General features: G+C 67.2%; 16 protein-coding genes. 6 read left to right on the top strand and 10 right to left on the bottom strand.

What is annotated here, in order from left to right:
- Positions 1 to 93: 93 nt before the first annotated feature.
- The 7 genes from DS837_RS03300 to pdxH all read right to left on the bottom strand — a co-directional run bounded on the left by DS837_RS03300 (position 94) and on the right by pdxH (position 7,150).
- The gene (locus DS837_RS03300; protein ID WP_149163396.1) at positions 94 to 1,365 is read right to left on the bottom strand and encodes an SLC13 family permease; all 1,272 of its coding nucleotides are present in this window, start codon (positions 1,363 to 1,365) and stop codon (positions 94 to 96) included.
- A gap of 82 nt (positions 1,366 to 1,447) precedes the next feature.
- A complete protein-coding gene (locus DS837_RS03295; RefSeq protein ID WP_149163395.1) occupies positions 1,448 to 2,272 on the bottom strand; it encodes an MBL fold metallo-hydrolase in 825 nt (274 codons plus the stop codon).
- A 172-nt stretch (positions 2,273 to 2,444) separates the two neighbouring features.
- The gene (locus DS837_RS03290; RefSeq protein WP_149163394.1) at positions 2,445 to 2,678 is read right to left on the bottom strand and encodes a hypothetical protein; all 234 of its coding nucleotides are present in this window, start codon (positions 2,676 to 2,678) and stop codon (positions 2,445 to 2,447) included.
- Positions 2,679 to 2,777: 99 nt separating this feature from the next.
- On the bottom strand, positions 2,778 to 3,812 hold the full coding sequence (locus tag DS837_RS33020; protein ID WP_149163393.1) for a methyl-accepting chemotaxis protein: 1,035 nt from the start codon (positions 3,810 to 3,812) through the stop codon (positions 2,778 to 2,780).
- Positions 3,813 to 4,014: 202 nt separating this feature from the next.
- Positions 4,015 to 5,406, bottom strand: a complete 1,392-nt coding sequence (locus DS837_RS03280; RefSeq protein WP_149163392.1) for a methyl-accepting chemotaxis protein — start codon at positions 5,404 to 5,406, stop codon at positions 4,015 to 4,017.
- A gap of 162 nt (positions 5,407 to 5,568) precedes the next feature.
- The gene (locus DS837_RS03275; RefSeq protein WP_149163391.1) at positions 5,569 to 6,504 is read right to left on the bottom strand and encodes a cation diffusion facilitator family transporter; all 936 of its coding nucleotides are present in this window, start codon (positions 6,502 to 6,504) and stop codon (positions 5,569 to 5,571) included.
- Positions 6,505 to 6,538: 34 nt separating this feature from the next.
- Positions 6,539 to 7,150 carry a pyridoxamine 5'-phosphate oxidase gene (gene pdxH, locus DS837_RS03270; protein ID WP_149163390.1) on the bottom strand — a complete coding sequence of 204 codons (612 nt, stop codon included), beginning with the start codon at positions 7,148 to 7,150 and terminating at the stop codon, positions 6,539 to 6,541.
- 181 nt (positions 7,151 to 7,331) lie between these two features.
- On the opposite strand from pdxH, the gene DS837_RS03265 reads away from it, so the two are divergent.
- The 6 genes from DS837_RS03265 to DS837_RS03240 all read left to right on the top strand — a co-directional run bounded on the left by DS837_RS03265 (position 7,332) and on the right by DS837_RS03240 (position 14,078).
- Positions 7,332 to 7,787: an RT0821/Lpp0805 family surface protein gene (locus DS837_RS03265; RefSeq protein WP_149163389.1), complete on the top strand. Its 456-nt coding sequence runs from the start codon at positions 7,332 to 7,334 to the stop codon at positions 7,785 to 7,787.
- A gap of 48 nt (positions 7,788 to 7,835) precedes the next feature.
- Positions 7,836 to 8,795: a DnaJ C-terminal domain-containing protein gene (locus tag DS837_RS03260; protein ID WP_149163388.1), complete on the top strand. Its 960-nt coding sequence runs from the start codon at positions 7,836 to 7,838 to the stop codon at positions 8,793 to 8,795.
- Positions 8,796 to 8,932: 137 nt separating this feature from the next.
- Positions 8,933 to 10,711 (top strand): ATP-dependent zinc metalloprotease FtsH, encoded by a 1,779-nt coding sequence (ftsH, locus tag DS837_RS03255; RefSeq protein WP_149163387.1) that lies wholly within the window; start codon positions 8,933 to 8,935, stop codon positions 10,709 to 10,711.
- 129 nt (positions 10,712 to 10,840) lie between these two features.
- Complete coding sequence (locus DS837_RS03250; RefSeq protein WP_149163386.1) at positions 10,841 to 11,638, top strand: substrate-binding periplasmic protein; 798 nt, start codon at positions 10,841 to 10,843, stop codon at positions 11,636 to 11,638.
- Positions 11,635 to 13,209 carry a SpoIIE family protein phosphatase gene (locus DS837_RS03245; RefSeq protein ID WP_149163385.1) on the top strand — a complete coding sequence of 525 codons (1,575 nt, stop codon included), beginning with the start codon at positions 11,635 to 11,637 and terminating at the stop codon, positions 13,207 to 13,209. The genes DS837_RS03250 and DS837_RS03245 overlap by 4 nt, the downstream gene beginning before the upstream one ends.
- A gap of 137 nt (positions 13,210 to 13,346) precedes the next feature.
- The gene (locus tag DS837_RS03240; RefSeq protein WP_149163384.1) at positions 13,347 to 14,078 is read left to right on the top strand and encodes a response regulator transcription factor; all 732 of its coding nucleotides are present in this window, start codon (positions 13,347 to 13,349) and stop codon (positions 14,076 to 14,078) included.
- Between the two features lie 22 nt (positions 14,079 to 14,100).
- Here DS837_RS03240 and DS837_RS03235 read toward each other — a convergent pair whose 3' ends face one another.
- The 3 genes from DS837_RS03235 to DS837_RS03225 are packed head-to-tail and all read right to left on the bottom strand — an operon-like array spanning position 14,101 to position 16,135.
- Positions 14,101 to 15,150 (bottom strand): sensor histidine kinase, encoded by a 1,050-nt coding sequence (locus DS837_RS03235; protein WP_149163383.1) that lies wholly within the window; start codon positions 15,148 to 15,150, stop codon positions 14,101 to 14,103.
- The gene (locus DS837_RS03230; RefSeq protein ID WP_149163382.1) at positions 15,147 to 15,545 is read right to left on the bottom strand and encodes a DUF1987 domain-containing protein; all 399 of its coding nucleotides are present in this window, start codon (positions 15,543 to 15,545) and stop codon (positions 15,147 to 15,149) included. Before DS837_RS03230 ends, DS837_RS03235 begins: the two co-directional genes overlap by 4 nt.
- A gap of 26 nt (positions 15,546 to 15,571) precedes the next feature.
- On the bottom strand, positions 15,572 to 16,135 hold the full coding sequence (locus DS837_RS03225; RefSeq protein ID WP_247889741.1) for a SiaB family protein kinase: 564 nt from the start codon (positions 16,133 to 16,135) through the stop codon (positions 15,572 to 15,574).

Here is a 16,135-nt window from a genome sequence, read left to right as displayed (position 1 = left end):
AGAGGCCACCCCAAGTTTTTTGCTTTGCGAAGAGAGGGCAATGCCCCGGACGGAGAGGGGCGGCACCATTCGCATAGCCCATAAGGAGAAAAATCAGCTCAGACGCATCCAGCCGGTGCCCCACAACCACAAAACGGCGAATCCCATCGACAAAAGGGTCATCGGGATGCCGCAACGGGCGTGCTCTACAAAGCCGAGCCGGACGCCGGAGGCCGCCGCCCGCTCCACCACGATGATGTTGGCGAGGCTGCCGGGGATCAGCAGGTTGCCGGCCAGCGTGGACAGGATCGCCAGACCGTAGAGCGCCCCCTCCGGCGGCGACGGCCAGGCGGCGAGCAGCAGGATCACCGCCGGCACGTTGCCGATGCTGTTGCTTGCCGCCAGCGCGAGCGGGGTCATCACCGCCAGCCGGTCGGGCAGCCAGCCGGCGGCCTCCAGCCCCGACACGAACTCGGCGGGGAGGCCGGTCAGCTTCAGCGCGTGGTTGATGGCGAACAGCGCGGCGAAGAGGACCAGCAGATGCCAGTCGACCATGCCCAGCATCCCGCGCGAGGCCAGCCGTCGGCTGATCAGCATCGCCCCGGCGACCAGCAGCACGCCGATCTCGTGCGGCAGGTCGGTGGTGAACAGGCCGAGAAGCACCAGGGTCGCCACCACCGCCTTGCCGAGTTGTGCGCGATCGAGCGTTACCGGCTCGGCTCCGCCCTCCCCCGCCGCGCCGTCATCCGGCTCGCCGAAGCGACCCCGCCAAGCGAGCCACACCACGGCATACACCACCACGAGGCCGACCAGCGCCGGCACCCCGCACACCGCCAGGAAGCGCCAGAAGTCCAGATGGCCCATCCGGCCGATCAGGATGTTCTGCGGGTTGCCGATCACCGTCGCCGCCGACCCGGCGTTCGCCGCGCCGGCCAGGCCGATCAGGTAGGGCCTCGGGTCGAGCCGGCGGGCCAGCAGCCCGACACAGAGCATCGGCGTCATGGCGAAGACCACCACGTCGTTGGCGAGGATCGCCGACAGGCCGCCGCCCACCGCCACCGTCACCGCCAGCAGCCGGGCCGGAGAACGCGCCGCCTGCGCCACCCGCAGGGCGCACCAGTCGTAGAAGCCGCTGGCCGCGTACTGGGCGGACAGCACCATCAGCCCGAACAGGATGAACAAGGTCGGGAAGTCGATCGCTTCCGTCACCTGCCCCGATTCCAGCGCCCCGATGGCCAGCAGAAGGATGGCCGCGACCAGGGCGATGCCCGTGCGGTCGATGCGCAAACCGGGGAAGCGCCCCAGCGCCATGCCGACATAGGTGATGACGAACAGCGCGACGACCGTCAGCGTCATCGGTGGGACGGTCAGGACAGGGTTGGGCATGGATGGGGGATTCGCTGCGGGGTGGAGGAAGCCCCTCTATAACGGCCCGGCCCAGGGTCAGGCCATAGGCGCCAAGCCGAGGTCAGGCCAGCGTGACCGTCATCCCTTCCCGCGCGGCGAAGCAGTCCGGAAACACCGCTTGGGCCGCCGCCTCGATGGCGGTCATGGCGGCGTCGTCATGGTCGGGGTCGTGGTGGAACAGGACCAGTTGCTTGACCCCCGCCGCCTGCGCCAATCGGACGCCCTCGGTCCAGGTGGAATGACCCCAGCCGATGCGGTTCTGCCATTCCTCGTCCGTGTAGGTGCTGTCGTAGAGCACGAGGTCGGCGCCGTCGATCAGGTCGAGGATGTTGCGGTCGGGATGGCCGGGCACATGCTCCGTGTCGGTCACATAGGCGAAGGATTTGCCGAGATGCTCGATGCGGTAGCCGGTGGCGCCGTCCGGGTGGTTCAGCAGCGCCGTGCGGACCTGCACGCCCTCGCCCAGCGCGAAACGGTCGCCCGCCGTGATCTCGTCGAAAACGATGTTGCTTCCCATGGTGCGCATCGGCACCGGAAACAGGGGACGCTCCATCTGCCGCGCCATGGTCGCTTCGATGCCCGGGTTGCCCTTCAGGTGGCCGGAGACGATGCGCAGATGGAAGCCCTTGGTATAGGCTGGAACGAAGAAGGGAAAGCCGCAGATGTGGTCGAGGTGGGTGTGGCTCATCAGCAGGGTCGCCTCGGCGGCGCCCTCCTTCAGCAGGCGCTTTCCGAGCATGCGGATGCCGGTGCCGGCGTCGATGACGATGCGCTGTCCGCCCGCCTGGACCTCCACGCAACTCGTGTTGCCGCCGAAGCCCATATGGGACGGCAGCGGGCAAGGGACCGTGCCCCGAACCCCCCAGAAGGTCACCGAAAAGCCCATACCGACCTCGAGACACCGATCTCCGGACCACCGCACCAAATCGCGGACGGGGACCGTTAAAACGGCATTTTAGCATGGTTTTCGGTTTACGCGGTGACGACCGTCACAGCCCCGCCGGCTCCAAAGAGGGAGCCCGTCCCCTTCCGGATTGGACCAAGTCGGTGACCCTGGGTCAACTGGTCCATAGGATGCCTTCGATGAAGCGTTCGCAGGACCGGCGATGGAAACATCCGGTGCAACCCGTGTCGGGACAGTCCAGCCCGGCTTTCAAAACGGTCAGTCCATCCACCAGCCGGTCCTTCGTGGCCTGATCGATGACGTCCGCCACACGCACGTCGCGGATCGCCTCCGCGACGAGGTCGTCTTCCTGTTCCGGTACGATCACGATTTGCCCGAGAGCCTGCATGCGAAACACCTTTCCGTAGCTCAACTGCACCACAGCGGTGTTTCGCCAACATTTCAGGCAGCACCCTCAAAAGATTCGAATTGCTGCAATCCGATACGCCTATTTGCAAGAGCTGGCCGAATCCTGGACGATCACTCCAAACCAGCCGAGTCCCTTGTAGGTTTCATAGCCCGGCGTCACGGCGAAACCGACCACGCGCCCCTGATCGTCGGAATAGCTGCCGTGCCCATGGCCGCCGGTGCGCAAGGGGAAACTCTCCGTCAGGACGCCCCTGAGGTCGGAGGCGGCAATCACGCGGTGACGGCTGTCCACCAGAAGGCAGCGGGTCCGGGAGCGTTCCTCGTCGGTCAGGCGGACGGAGCCGACCACGCCCTGGGATTGACTCTGCCAGTCGAAGAAGACGCCCAGCACGCCGATGACGGGGCCGTTCTCCTCACCGCCGGCCCGGATGGCCGTGGCGTAGGTCGCGACCGTCGCACGGTCCAGCAGATCGTTGGCGCCAATGTCGGCCACCGCGAAATCGGTGCCGCTGCGGGTCGCCATCGCCTCGCGGAACCAGGATTCGGACGCGACCGAACCGCCCAAGGGGCGGCGGTAGCGGTCGGGCCGTCCGGTCGCCAGAACCACGCCCTTGGCATCGACGACCCAGAGGTCGAGATAGACCGTGTAGGCGCCCAGGATGACGCCCAGCCGCTGCGCCGCGTGGCGCCGGTTGGCCTCGGACGGATCGGCGGCGCAATCCACCACGGCGCTGTCGGTGGCCCACCACCGCACATCGCAGGACCGCTCGTACAAATTGCGATCAATGATGTCGATCATGTTGAGCGCCAGATCGGCGAGACGCCCACCGCGCAACTGCGAGACCAGGCGATTGCCGAGCGTGTTCAACTCGTCGGTCTGCACCGCCATCTGGGCACGCAGTTCCCCGCCGATGCCGGTGATCCGCTCCGAGATGGCCTTCACCTCCTGGGCCACCACGGCGAATCCGCGGCCGGCCTCCCCGGCACGCATCGCCTCGATCAGGGCGTTGAGCGCCAGAATCTTGGTCGTGTTCGTAACGGCCTGGATCTCGTCCATCTTGCGCGTGGCAAGATCGGACACGGCGCGCGACAACGCCACGATACGCTCGGGCATGAACATCACCTCCAAGGATCATCGGTGACGACCCCCAAGGATGACCGACCAGCCATTCATTGGCTCACTCAATCATCCGCAACCCACCCGAGCCGCATTGAATCGACGCAATCACAAATCCGCAACACAGAATGCCAACCGGAACAGCGTCGCCCCCTGCGGCGCAATGTCATCCCCCGGTATGCAGATCCCCGGCCCCGGGTCAGACCTTGTAGGCCAGACGCAGACCACCCCAATGGCGTCCGCGCACGGTGATCGGAGCGGACACGTCCTTCATCAGGGCGTACTGGCCGCCCCCCATGTCGCGCCGGTAGGTCTGAAGCAGGAACGGCTTCGTGCTGCGCCCGGCGGCCAGACCGACGCGGTCGTTGAAGATGCGGCGGTTGCGGCAGTTGGCCGCGTTCCACGTCGGGTCGGCCCCCTGCGGCTGGCTGAACCTGCGGTTGTGGGTCGGCAGGTAGCCATTGGAATCGACCGCCACGCAAAAGACGATGCGTTCGCTTTGCCCCAGCAGCGAGTCGAGCACCCTCGGCAGCATGCGGTCACAGAACTCCGTGAAGCGGGTCATGTGCTGCTGCGGGTTGGAGCCGGGGATGGGCTGGTAATTGCTGTCGAACAGGTCGCCTTCGCGAACCTCGCCACGCGACATCGCATCTTCGAAATCGGCGGAGATGCGCGACGCGGCGTCGCAAACCAGCCGGATGAACGGCGTGTCCACCGTCTCCACGTCCAGCTCGGCGGTGATGCCGATCAGCCGCTCGCTCATCCCGACCAGCGTGTTCACGCGGTCGCGCGCCTGGGCCAGATTGTCGCTGGACAGCTGCACGCCGACCGCGAGGTCGTCGATCTCGTGCTGCAGCTCCTCGCAGTTGGCGCCGATCTCGGAGGAGGCCGCGTCGATCTTGTCCGTCTCGCCGTTCAGTTCCGACATGGCCCGGCCGACCGTTTCGATAACGGCGCCGATGGCGGTCGTGCCCTCGCTCACCGCGCGGGCCTTCCCGGCGCTGGACGCGCTTTCGGCCATCAGGCGCTGCGCCTGGTCGTTGAGGTATTTCAGCGTGGCGTCGATCTCCGTCGTCGCCTCGCTGGTCTTCTTGGACAGGGCCTTCACCTCGTTCGCCACCACGGCGAAGCCGCGCCCGGCCTCACCGGCGCGGGCCGCCTCGATGGTCGCGTTGAGCGCCAGCAGGTTGGTCTGCTTGGCGATGACGAAGATTTCCTTGGCAACCCGGCCCACGCGGTCGAGCGCCTCCTGAAGGCCGGCGATCTGCCCCTCGATGCCCCCCACCGCGGCGACGAGGGCATGGATGTCGTCCATCGACCGCTGCACCCGGTCGTGGGAGGATTCGACCTCCTGCCGGGCCTGCTCGGTCACGGAACGCGCCACGGTGGCGGCGGCGGAGATGCGCTGCGTGCTCTCCGACATCTTGTTCCCGGTGCCGCGCAACTGCGCGAAAACGTTGGCCTGATGGCCGAGGCGGCCGTTGACCTCCTCCACATGGCCCGCGATGTCCGCGATCTCGATGCCGAGATTGCCCGCTTCGGTGGCAATGTCCGCGATCAGATGAGAGCGGCCGCCGAACGCACTGTCCATTTTCCCGCCATCCGTTTCACAAGAATGCGCAAAGCGCTAAAATCCAATGCAATTATTACCGAACCCTTACAATTGCGCAACGGAGGAAGGGTCATTCTAAATGGCAATGTGCTCAATTATTGCGCTCCGGTAACCCGTTCGCAACCGAAGGCGGAGAAAGCGTCAACCCGCACCGTCCTCGACGACGCGTCCGTCGGCGATGCGATGATCCAGCCGCTCGTCCTGCAATCCGGCAGGTTCCTGGTGAATCAGGACCTCGGCACCAGGGAAGGCTTCCTTCAGGCGGTGCTCCACCCGGTCGGTGATGTCGTGCGCCTTGGCGACCGTCAGCGAGGGGTCGAGTTCCAAATGCAGTTCGATGAAGGCACCGACGCCGGAGCTGCGGGTGCGCAGGTCGTGCATCCCCGCGACGTCCGGTTGCGCCGTCACCAGCGCCGCGATGCGCTCCCGCTCCTCCGCCGGCAGTTCCCGGTCCATCAGCACGTTCAGCGCCTCCTTCGCGACCTTGCGGGCGCCATAGAGCAGAAAGGCGGCGATGCCCAGCCCGAACAGTGGATCGAAGGCGGTGATTCCGGTCCAGCCGGTCAGCAGGATCGCCAGGATGACCGCCGCGTTCATCAGCAGGTCGCCGGAGTAGTGCAGCCGGTCCGCTCCCACCGCGACCGAGCCGGTGGCCGTCACCACATGGCGCTGGAAGGTGATCAGGCCGGCGGTCAGCAGGATGGACAGCAGCATCACGGCGATGCCCACCGCCCCCTCGCCCACCGGCTGCGGGGTGATGAGACGGCGCACCGCTTCGATGGTCAGGAACAGGGCGGAACCGCCGATGAAGGCGGCCTGGGCCAGCGCGGCCAGCGCCTCGGCCTTGCCGTGGCCGAAGCGGTGCGCCTCGTCCGGCGGGCGCAGCGCCGTCCGCACCCCGAGCAGTGTCACCACCGACGCCAGCATGTCCGTGCTGGAGTCGATCAGCGACGACAGGATGCTGACCGAGTCGGTCGCCAGATAGGCCGCCAACTTCGCCAGAATCAGCGTGAGGGACACCGACACGCTGGCGTAGGTGGCGTACCGGCGCAGCCGGTGCGAACGCGCTTCGCTCATGAGTGTCTTCTTATGTGATGACGACACTCGTCCTTTAGGGGAAAAGACGTTCCGTCGTCCAGCGCGCCGTCTCCTGCGCCGCCGGGTCGCCTTCACGCAGATACAGAGTCCGCTCGTGCAGGCGGAAGGGACGGTCCTGCCAGAACTCGATTCGCCGCGGCAGGATGCGGAATCCGGTCCAGTGCGGCGGGCGGGGAACGGCGCCCAGGCCGAACTTGGCGGCGAACTGGGCGACCCGCTTCTCCAACTCGAACCGTCCCTCCAGGGGGCGCGACTGCTGCGACGCCCAGGCGCCGATGCGGCTTTCCCGCGGGCGGCTTTCGAAATAGGCGTCGGCTTCGGAGTCGGACACCGGCTCCACCGCGCCCTCGACGCGGACCTGGCGCTTGAGGGTCTTCCAGTGGAAGCACAGCGCGGCGTTGGCATTGGCCAGGAGTTGTTCGCCCTTGCGGCTTTCCGTGTTGGTGTAGAAGACGAATCCGCGCGGATCGATGCCCTTCAGAAGCACCATGCGCACCGACGGCGCCCCCTGCGCGTCGGCGGTGGCCAGCGCCATGGCGTTGGGATCGTTGATCTCGCTGCGGGTGGCCTCGTCCATCCAGTCCTGGAACAGGGCGTACGGGTCCCGGTCGTTGGATTCGCTCATTGTCCCCTCGTCGCGCGGCCGTAGGCCCATAGTTTCAACGTTGGGTTTCGGCGCCGGTCACGGCGTCTTCCCAGTTCACAAATATGCCCAATTCACAGATAGGATAGCCTCGCATATATGAGTGTCCACCGGTGCGCCAGAAGCAAGGCATGCCGGCTCCCAACCTTTCGAGGCAGCATCGATGTTCGTGAAGAAGCTCGTCCCGGCGGCGATGGCGATCGCCCTGCTTGCGGGTTGCGTCAGCACCTCGCAGGAAGCCACCAAGAACGCGGAGACCGTCGGCGGCCGGATCTCGTCGACCTATGGCAACGCGTCGGGCAAGGTCGCCTCCTCGGGCACCGGCCCGCTGCTGGGCGCCTTCATCGGCGGCGCCGCGATCCAGCCGTCGGACGCCGCCGCCGCCGAAACCGCGGCCAAGCGCGCCTATGCCGCCCCGATCGGCGACAAGGTGGGCTGGACCAACCCGGCGACGGGCCATTACGGCTCGCTGACCACGACGCGCGAGGGCTACAACAACGCCGGTCAGTATTGCCGGGAGTTCCATCAAACGGTAACCACAAGGAGCCAGACCGAATTGGCCTACGGAACCGCTTGCAAACAGGCCGATGGTACGTGGAAGATCGTCGCCAATTCGTAACGCCTTATCCCCGGGCTTCGGGGTGGAATAACTCTGTCCGTGGAAAGCATGCGTGACCCTTATCAAATCCTCGGCCTCCCCCGCTCCGCGAGCGCCGACGACATCAAGAAGGCGTACCGCAAGCTCGCCAAGGAGTTCCACCCCGACCTGAAGCCCGGCAACGCCGCGAACGAGGAGCGCTTCAAGGAAATCTCGGCGGCCTACACGCTGCTGTCGGATTCCGACAAGCGCGCCCGCTTCGACCGCGGCGAGATCGACGCCTCCGGCCAGGAGCGGCACCACGGTTTCGGCGGCCGCTCCCGCGCCAACGCCGGGCGCAGCCGCGCCTACAGCGGGGCCGGCGGCGGTACCGGCGACGATTCCTTCTTCGGCGGCGAGGACTGGTTCTCGGACCTGTTCAGCGGCGGGCGCAAGCGCGGCGGAGCGGCGGGCGGCGCCGGTGCCGGAGGAGGTGGCGGCTCCCGGTCGCGCGGCAGCGACATCAATTATTCGGTTTCCGTGCCCTTCGTCGAGGCGGCGCAGGGCACCAAGCGGCGCATCAGCCTGTCCAACGGCAAGAGCATCGACGTCGCCGTTCCTCCGGGGACGGAGGATCAGGCGAAACTGCGGCTGAAGGGCCAGGGGCTTCCCGGTGCCGGCGGCTTCGGGGCGGGCGACGCCATCGTCGAGGTCCATGTCGAGGCGCACCCCTTCTTCACCCGCCAGGGCTCCGACATCCATGTCGAGGTGCCGATCACCCTGAACGAAGCGGTTCTCGGCGCTACCATCCGCGTGCCCACCGTCAGCGGTCCGGTCGCGCTGAAGATCCAGCCGGGGGCCAACACCGGCTCCACCCTGCGGCTGCGCGGCAAGGGCGTCATGAACCAGGCGACCAAGCAGGCCGGCGACCAGTATGTGAAGCTGAAGGTCGTCCTCCCCGACCCGCCCGATGCCGAACTGGTCAAGTTCATGGAGGAGTGGTCGCGGACGCGCAGCTACGACGTGCGCAAGAAGGCCGGCCTGGAGTGACTCCAGGCCGTTAACCCTCTCGTCACTTCTAGGTCAAAGAAAAGTCCTGGACCGAATGCGGTTGATGCGGGGCGGTGGCGCCTTCATCAATGACGATGATGTGCCGGAAACGGTTTTCACCGCCTTCGTAGGACGCCATGCCGCCGATCCCGAAAAAGTATCTGATCGCCGCCGCCGTTGTTGCTGCGCTTCTGCTTGGCTGGTTCGCCTTCGCGGCCTGGACCGACTACGCGCGGGACGGCGCCGAGGAGGTCGCGACCTACAGCGACTTGGTGGCGGCGGCCGAACGGGGGGACATCGCCTCGGTCACCTTCCGCGGCGACGGGGCGCACGCCGTCACGCCGGACGGCCAGCGGCTGCGCGTCGTCGTTCCGGTCACCGACGACCTGCTGAAGGAACTGCGCGGGCGCAAGATCGCCATCGCCTTCGAGGAGGAGGCCGGCGGGCTGGTCTCCGGCACCGTCTCGGTTTTGGAGAAGCTGGCGCCCTTCCTTGTGATCGGCCTGCTGATCGGCGCGCTGCTGCTCAGCGGCGGGCAGTTCCTCGGCGGCAGCCGGGCCACCCGCGTCCGCCCGCGCGACACCGGCACCGTCTTCGCCGACGTCGCCGGGGTGGACGAGGCGAAGGACGAGCTTCGCGAGACCGTCGAGTTCCTGCGCGACCCGCGCCGCTTCGCGATGGCCGGCGCCCGCGTGCCCAAGGGCATCCTGCTGGTCGGCCCGCCGGGCACCGGCAAGACCATGCTGGCCAAGGCCGCGGCGGGCGAGGCCGGCGTTCCCTTCTTCACCGTTTCCGGTTCCGACTTCGTGGAGATGTTCGTCGGGCTGGGTGCCGCGCGGGTGCGCAGCGTCTTCAAGACGGCGCGCGCCGCCGCCCCTTGCCTGCTGTTCATCGACGAGGTGGATGCGCTGGCCGGCAAGCGCGGCGAATCCAACTCCCATTCGGAGCGGGAGCAGACCCTGAACCAGCTCCTGGTCGAGATGGACGGCATCGTGAACGGCGGCGAGGTGGTGGTGATCGCCGCGACCAACCGCGCGGAGATGCTGGACCCCGCGGTGACCCGGCCGGGCCGCTTCGACCGCCACATCCATGTCGCGCTGCCCGACGTGGCCGGGCGCGAGGCCATCCTGGGCGTCCACACCGGCCGGCTGCACCTCGCCCCCGACGTCTGCGTCCGCACGGTGGCGCGGGGCACGCCCGGCTTCTCCGGCGCGGAGCTGGCCAACCTGACCAACGAGGCCGCTCTGTCCGCCGCGCGCAACGGGCGGGTCATCGTCGGCATGGCCGATTTCGAGGCGGCGAAGGACCGGGTCCTGATGGGCAACGAGCGGCGCAGCCTCGCCCTCTCCAGCCATGAGCGGCGGCTGACCGCCTATCACGAGGCCGGTCACGCGCTGGTCTCCATCCGCTGCCCGGAGGCCGATCCCATCCACAAGGCCACGATCATCCCGCGCGGCCGCGCGCTGGGCATGGTGGTGCGGCTGCCGGAAGGCGACCGCGTGTCGGTGTCGCGCGCCAAGCTGCTCGCCGACATCGCCGTCGCCATGGCGGGGCGCGCGGCGGAGGATCTGGTCTTCGGCCCGGACGCCGTCACCACCGGGGCGGAGGCCGATTTCCGCGCCGCCACCGACCTCGCCCGCCGCATGGTCACCGCCTGGGGCATGAGCGACGCCATCGGCTATGTCGCCCACGCCGGCAACGACCCCGCCGTCGTGCGCTCGGAACGCACCGCCTGGCGCATCGACGAGGAGGTCCGCCGCATCACCGACGAGGGGATGGAGCGCGCCCGGCGCATCCTGACCGCCGACCGCGCCGCGCTGGAGCGGATCACCGCCTCCCTGCTGGAACGCGAGACGCTGAGCGGCGAGGAGATCGGCGCGCTGGCCGAGGAAGAACGGGAAACGGAGGCGGCCTGATGGCGAAATTTCTCGTTCGCATTCAACGACAAACATTGCTGCATACGCGCATACATTGGTAAAATGCCGTAGATTTTTCGCATGGCGTAGATTTTTCGCACGGCCGTGCGATCAGCATCGGGGCTGAAGATGGCAAACTCGGTTGCCCGCCGGACGGTACTGGCCTTGGCGCTCGCCGGATTGACGGCGAGCGGCCTGCCGTCGTTCGGCCTTGCGGCAACCGCGGCCTCCACGGCTGCGCCGGTGACCGTCAAGGTCGGCGCGTACGAGTTCCCGCCCTATGTCACCGAAGCCGGCGGCGGCGTGACGCAGGCTTTGCTCGACCTTCTGAACACGGAGCAGAGCGACTTCCGATTCGAGCTAGTCCGCACCTCTCCCCAGCGGCGCTACGAGGACATGGAGCGGGGCCGCTTCGACATGATCGCCTTCGAAAGCCTCGCCTGGGGGTGGAAGGGGCGCCCCGTGGATGCCTCTCGAGTGTTCCTTCACGATGCGGAGGTGTTCGTCGCCAAGACCGGTCCCGGCGTCGACCAGAGCTATTTCGACCGGCTGGACGACAAGACGATCCTGGGACGGCTCGGCTACCATTACGCCTTCGCCGGCATGACCGCCGACCCGGAGGTCCTCGAAAAGCGCTTCAACACCCGCCTGACCGTCACGCATGAGGGCAACGTGCGCAGCGTTGCCGCCGGGCGCGCCGCGCTGGCCATCGTCACACGCTCCTTTCTGGCGCAATTCCTGAAGGCCAACCCCGACATGGCGCCGCAACTCCTGGTGTCCAACCGCACCGACCAGATCTACGAGCACACCATCCTGGTCCGCCGCGACGGCCCGCTCGGCATCGACTGGGTCAACGGAACGCTCGACCGGTTGGAGCGCAGCGGCGCTCTTCCGGCGCTGTGGACGCGGCAGGGAATCGCCCCGTGACCGAACTGCGCTCCCTTGCCGTTGGACGGCGCGACCGTTCGCTGCTCACCCGCATCGGCAGCGTCATCCTGGTCACCGCCGCCGCCGTGGGGGTGATCGCGGTGGCCGTGTCGGCCAATGTGGTGGAGCGCCAGCAGTTTTCGGCGCTGACGAAGCGGGCGCAGCTGGTCGCCGCCATGCAGACGGACGCGCTGGCCAACCCGATCTGGGAAATCGACGACCGCGCCGTCCGCAACATCATCGATTCCCTGCGCGAGCGAGACCCGGCCATTCTCGCCGTCTCCGTCTTCGAGCCGGGGCACAGCGAGCCGATGGCGGTATCCGGCAACCCCAGAACCTCCGCCGACTCCACCACCGTCGAGAAAGTCATCGATCTGCGCGGGCGCGACGGGGTGACCCGGCAGGTGGGGACGCTGCGCCTGCTCTATTCGACGGAGGAGATCCACCGCAACACGCTGGACGCGCTGCTGCCGGTGGTCGGGCTGCTTCTGCTGTCCCTGGTCACCGCCATCGCCATCATCAGCGTCATGCTGAACCGCGTCGTGCTCCGCCCGCTGCGGCGGCTGACCCAGGCGACCCAGGCGGTCTCCCGGGGTGATTACGGCGCCCGCCTCGCCACCGAGCGGGAGGACGAGATCGGCGTCCTGACCAAGACCTTCAACCGCATGGCCGAGACGGTCCAGGACTACACCCAGACCCTGGAATCCCGCGTTCAGGAGCGGACGGAGGCGCTGGCCGACATCAACCGCCGCATCATGGACAGCATCAACTACGCCCAGTTGATCCAGTCGTCGATCCTGCCGAAGCCGGAAGTCCTGGACAGCGGGCTGGCCCAGCATTTCGTCCTGTGGCGCCCGCGCGACGTGGTCAGCGGCGACTTCTACTACTACCGCGAGGTCGAGGACGGCTTCCTGATCGGTGTGGCCGACTGCACGGGCCACGGGGTCCCCGGCGCCTTCATGACGATGACGGCCAGCGCCGTGCTGAACAACGTGGTGGACGGCATGGGCGCCGCCGACCCCGCCGCGCTCCTCGCCACGGTGGACGACAAGGTCCGGGCGGCGCTGCACCAGGACGGCGACGCGGCAAGCTGGGAGGGCGGCTTCGACAACGGGCTGGATCTGGCGCTGTGCTACGTCCAGCCGGGGCAACGGCGGCTCGTTTATGCCGGCGCCCGCCTGCCCCTGGCCATCGCCGGACCCGATGGATTGACCGAAATCCGCGCCGACCGCCGCAGCCTGGGCTACCGCGCGTCCGGCCCCACCCCGGCCTTCACGAACCACAGCCTAGCGCTGCAGCCCGACCAGACCTTCTACATCTGCACCGACGGGTTGACCGACCAGTGCGGTGGGGAGCGCGGGCGGAGCTTCGGCAAGCGCCGGCTGCACGGCGTGGTCGAGGAGTGCAGCGCGCTGCCGCTCGACCGGCAGAGGGAGCGCATCGAGGCCAGCCTGTCCGGCTTCCAGGGCGACCGGCCGCAGCGCGACGACATCACCATGATCGGTTTCCGCGTCCGGCTGGCCGGCGATCCCGCGACCCCGGCACGGAACACACTGTGGGAAATCGCTTAACTACCCTTGTGAGGATTGCGTAATGGTGCAGCAAGGGACCGTCGCGGGCGGAAGTCGCTCGACCTACCATTCGAATTCATATAGTTTCCGCGCCGGCCCTATGAACAATAAGCACCGGTAACGGGGGAGCAGAGGGGATGGCGGCCGTTACGATCGTTGTCGTCGAGGACGAGGCGTCTCTGCGACGTGACATGATCGAATACCTGCGCAGTTGCGGCTTCGATGCGGTCGGAGCGAAAAGTGGGCGCGAACTGGACGAACTGATCGCGTCACGCCCGGTGTCCTTGGTTGTTCTGGACGTCAATCTTCCGGGTGAGGACGGATTCAAGATCGCCACGCGGCTGCGCGAGAATCCCGCCATCGGAATCATCATGGTGACCGCCCGCGGCTCCACCGTCGACCGGGTGGTCGGGCTGGAACTGGGCGCCGACGCCTATCTGGTGAAGCCCGTCGAAATGCGCGAGTTGGAAGCCCAGGCCAAGGCCCTGCTCCGCCGTCTGGAGACGAGCGGCGCCACCACCACCGTACCGGCCTCGCAGGCTTCCAACCAGCCAGCGACGGACGAGGGCAACTGGATTCTGGATGCCACGGCCTGGGCGCTGACCAGCCCGGCGGGCGTGCGCGTCAGCCTGACGAGCATGGAGATGAAGCTGGTTTCTCTGCTGGCCGGTCAGGCTCGCCAGCCCGCGACTCGCGACCAGATCTCCGTGGCGCTCTACAACCGCCGCTGGAACCCGGATGACCGCTCCATTGACACGGTGGTCGGGCGCCTGCGCCACAAGGTCGAGAACGCGATCGGCGAAACCGCCCCGGTCAAGTCGGTCCACGGCGTGGGCTACGTCTTCTCCGCCCCCGTCCGGGTGATCTGAATTGCGGGTGAACTGACGCCGGTCAGACGGATGCGTCGTCGGGGGGCCTGTCCTTCGGGAAGGTCAGGACGAAACGCGTTCCCTGCCCCGGCGCGCTGTCCACGGAAATCGACCCCTTCAGCGCGCCGACCGCCAGGTTGTGCACGATGTGCAGGCCAAGCCCGCTGCCCCCCTCGCCGCGGCGGGTGGTGAAGAACGGATCGAAGATCCGCGGCAGATGGTCCGGCGGAATGCCCCGGCCGTCGTCGGTGTAGACCAGCCGCACGGTGCCGGATTCCGGTTCATCCACGGCGATCGACAGGGAGCCGCCCTGCCGGTCCGCACCCTGCGCGTCGACGAAGGCGTGGGTGACGGAGTTCATCACGAAATTGGTCAGGATCTGCGACAAGGCGCCCGGATAGCTGTCCACCACCAGCCCGTCGGGGCAGGACACGGCGATGGTGTGCTTGCCCTGGCGGAGCTTCGGTTCCAAGCTGACCAGGGTTTCCTGGATGTAGCGGTTGAGATGCACGACCCGCCGCTCGGCGCTGGCGCGGTCCACCGCCACCTGCTTGAAGCTGGCGATCAGCTTGGCCGCCCGCTCGCAGTTGGTGAGGATCAGCGCCGTCGTGTCCGTGGCGGTGGCGACGTAGCGGGTAAAATCCGCCTTGCTCAGGTCCCCCGACTGGGCACGCCCGCGCAGCCTTGCGGTGGCGTCGGACAGATGCGACGCGCAAGACACGGCGATGCCCACGGGCGTGTTGATCTCGTGGGCCACCCCGGCCACCAGGGCGCCCAGGGACGCCAGCTTCTCGGCACGGACCATCGCCTCCTGCGCCTCGCGCAGGTCGGCCAGCGCGGTTTCCGCCTCCTGCCGGCGGCGCTCCAACTCCTGGTTGGCGGAGCCGAGCTGCGCCTGCAACCGGTCGCTGACCCGGACCAGCCGGCGCTGCTCGCGCGTGCTGCGCTGGAACGCCTCCACCAGCGCCTCGAACTCGGTGCGCAGTTCGGGCGCGGCAGCGCCCAGCCTCTCCCCCAGAAGGCGGGCCTGCTCGATGGCCTGCTCCTCGGCGGCGAAGAGGTTGAAGGTCATGACGCCCCGTCTGCGGGAATCTGTTTCAGAGTGAAGGCGACGTGATGCAGATCCTCGGAGAAGTCTTCGCCCAACTCCTGCATGGAATCGTCGTTCTCCTCGTAACACCAGGTGACGGAGATGCTGCGCCCTTCGCTGGCCGCCGTCTCCAGCATCTGGAAGATGTTCATCAGAGCCTTCGCGCTGGAGCTGTTGAAGTACAGCAGCTCCATGTCGAACCGGATGGGATGACCGCTCGCCTCGGCCAGGAAGGCGCGGAGCGCTGCGAAGATCGGCCCGAAGAAGGTCGCCACGTCGTCGGGATAGGACTCGCCGCTGAGACGGAGCACGCCTTGGGCGAAGTCGAAATCGACCTCGGGCGTCCGGCCAGTCGCCGGTAATTTCAGGGATTCCATGGTCGTCCGGATGTCCACAGCCGCTCTCAGATCCGAGCTTTGAGGCAGAAGAAGCTTTTGCCCTCGTCCATTTCGAGAAAGTCGTACTCGATGGGTTCGCTGGCGCGACGCGCGATCTCGATCAACCCGATGTTGGCGCCCCGCGCCCCCTCTTCCGGGGTTTCACGCAACTGTTCCCGGTAATAGGACTTGATCGCGTCCTTGTCCAAGCCCTTGAGATACTCCAGCCGGTCGCGCAGGCGCGGCACGTCGGCGTTGTACACGGTGTTGCCGCAGACGATGAAGACCTTCCCGCCTTCCATGCCGATGGTGACCATACCGGCGCTGAGTTCCACCGGCTTCTCGCGCGCGCCGGTCACCTTTTCGGCGGAGTAGCGGATGATGTTCTGCATCTGCTCGACGAAGACGGCGAAGACCCGCCGGACCGTCGGGCCGTCGGTGTCCTCCAACGTCATCTTTTCCCGCAACGCCTCTCCCAGGGAATAGAGTATCCCCTCGGACAGATAGCCACTGAACGAGAAGATGATGCCCTTCTCGTCAAGGTCCCGTTTGATCCCGGCATATTGCTGAGCGAGCATGGTGGAGTCCAC

Origin of the sequence: Azospirillum brasilense (genome assembly GCF_008365405.1) — a bacterium.
GTDB lineage: Bacteria > Pseudomonadota > Alphaproteobacteria > Azospirillales > Azospirillaceae > Azospirillum > Azospirillum brasilense_D.
This window is presented reverse-complemented; position numbering and strand designations above follow the sequence as displayed.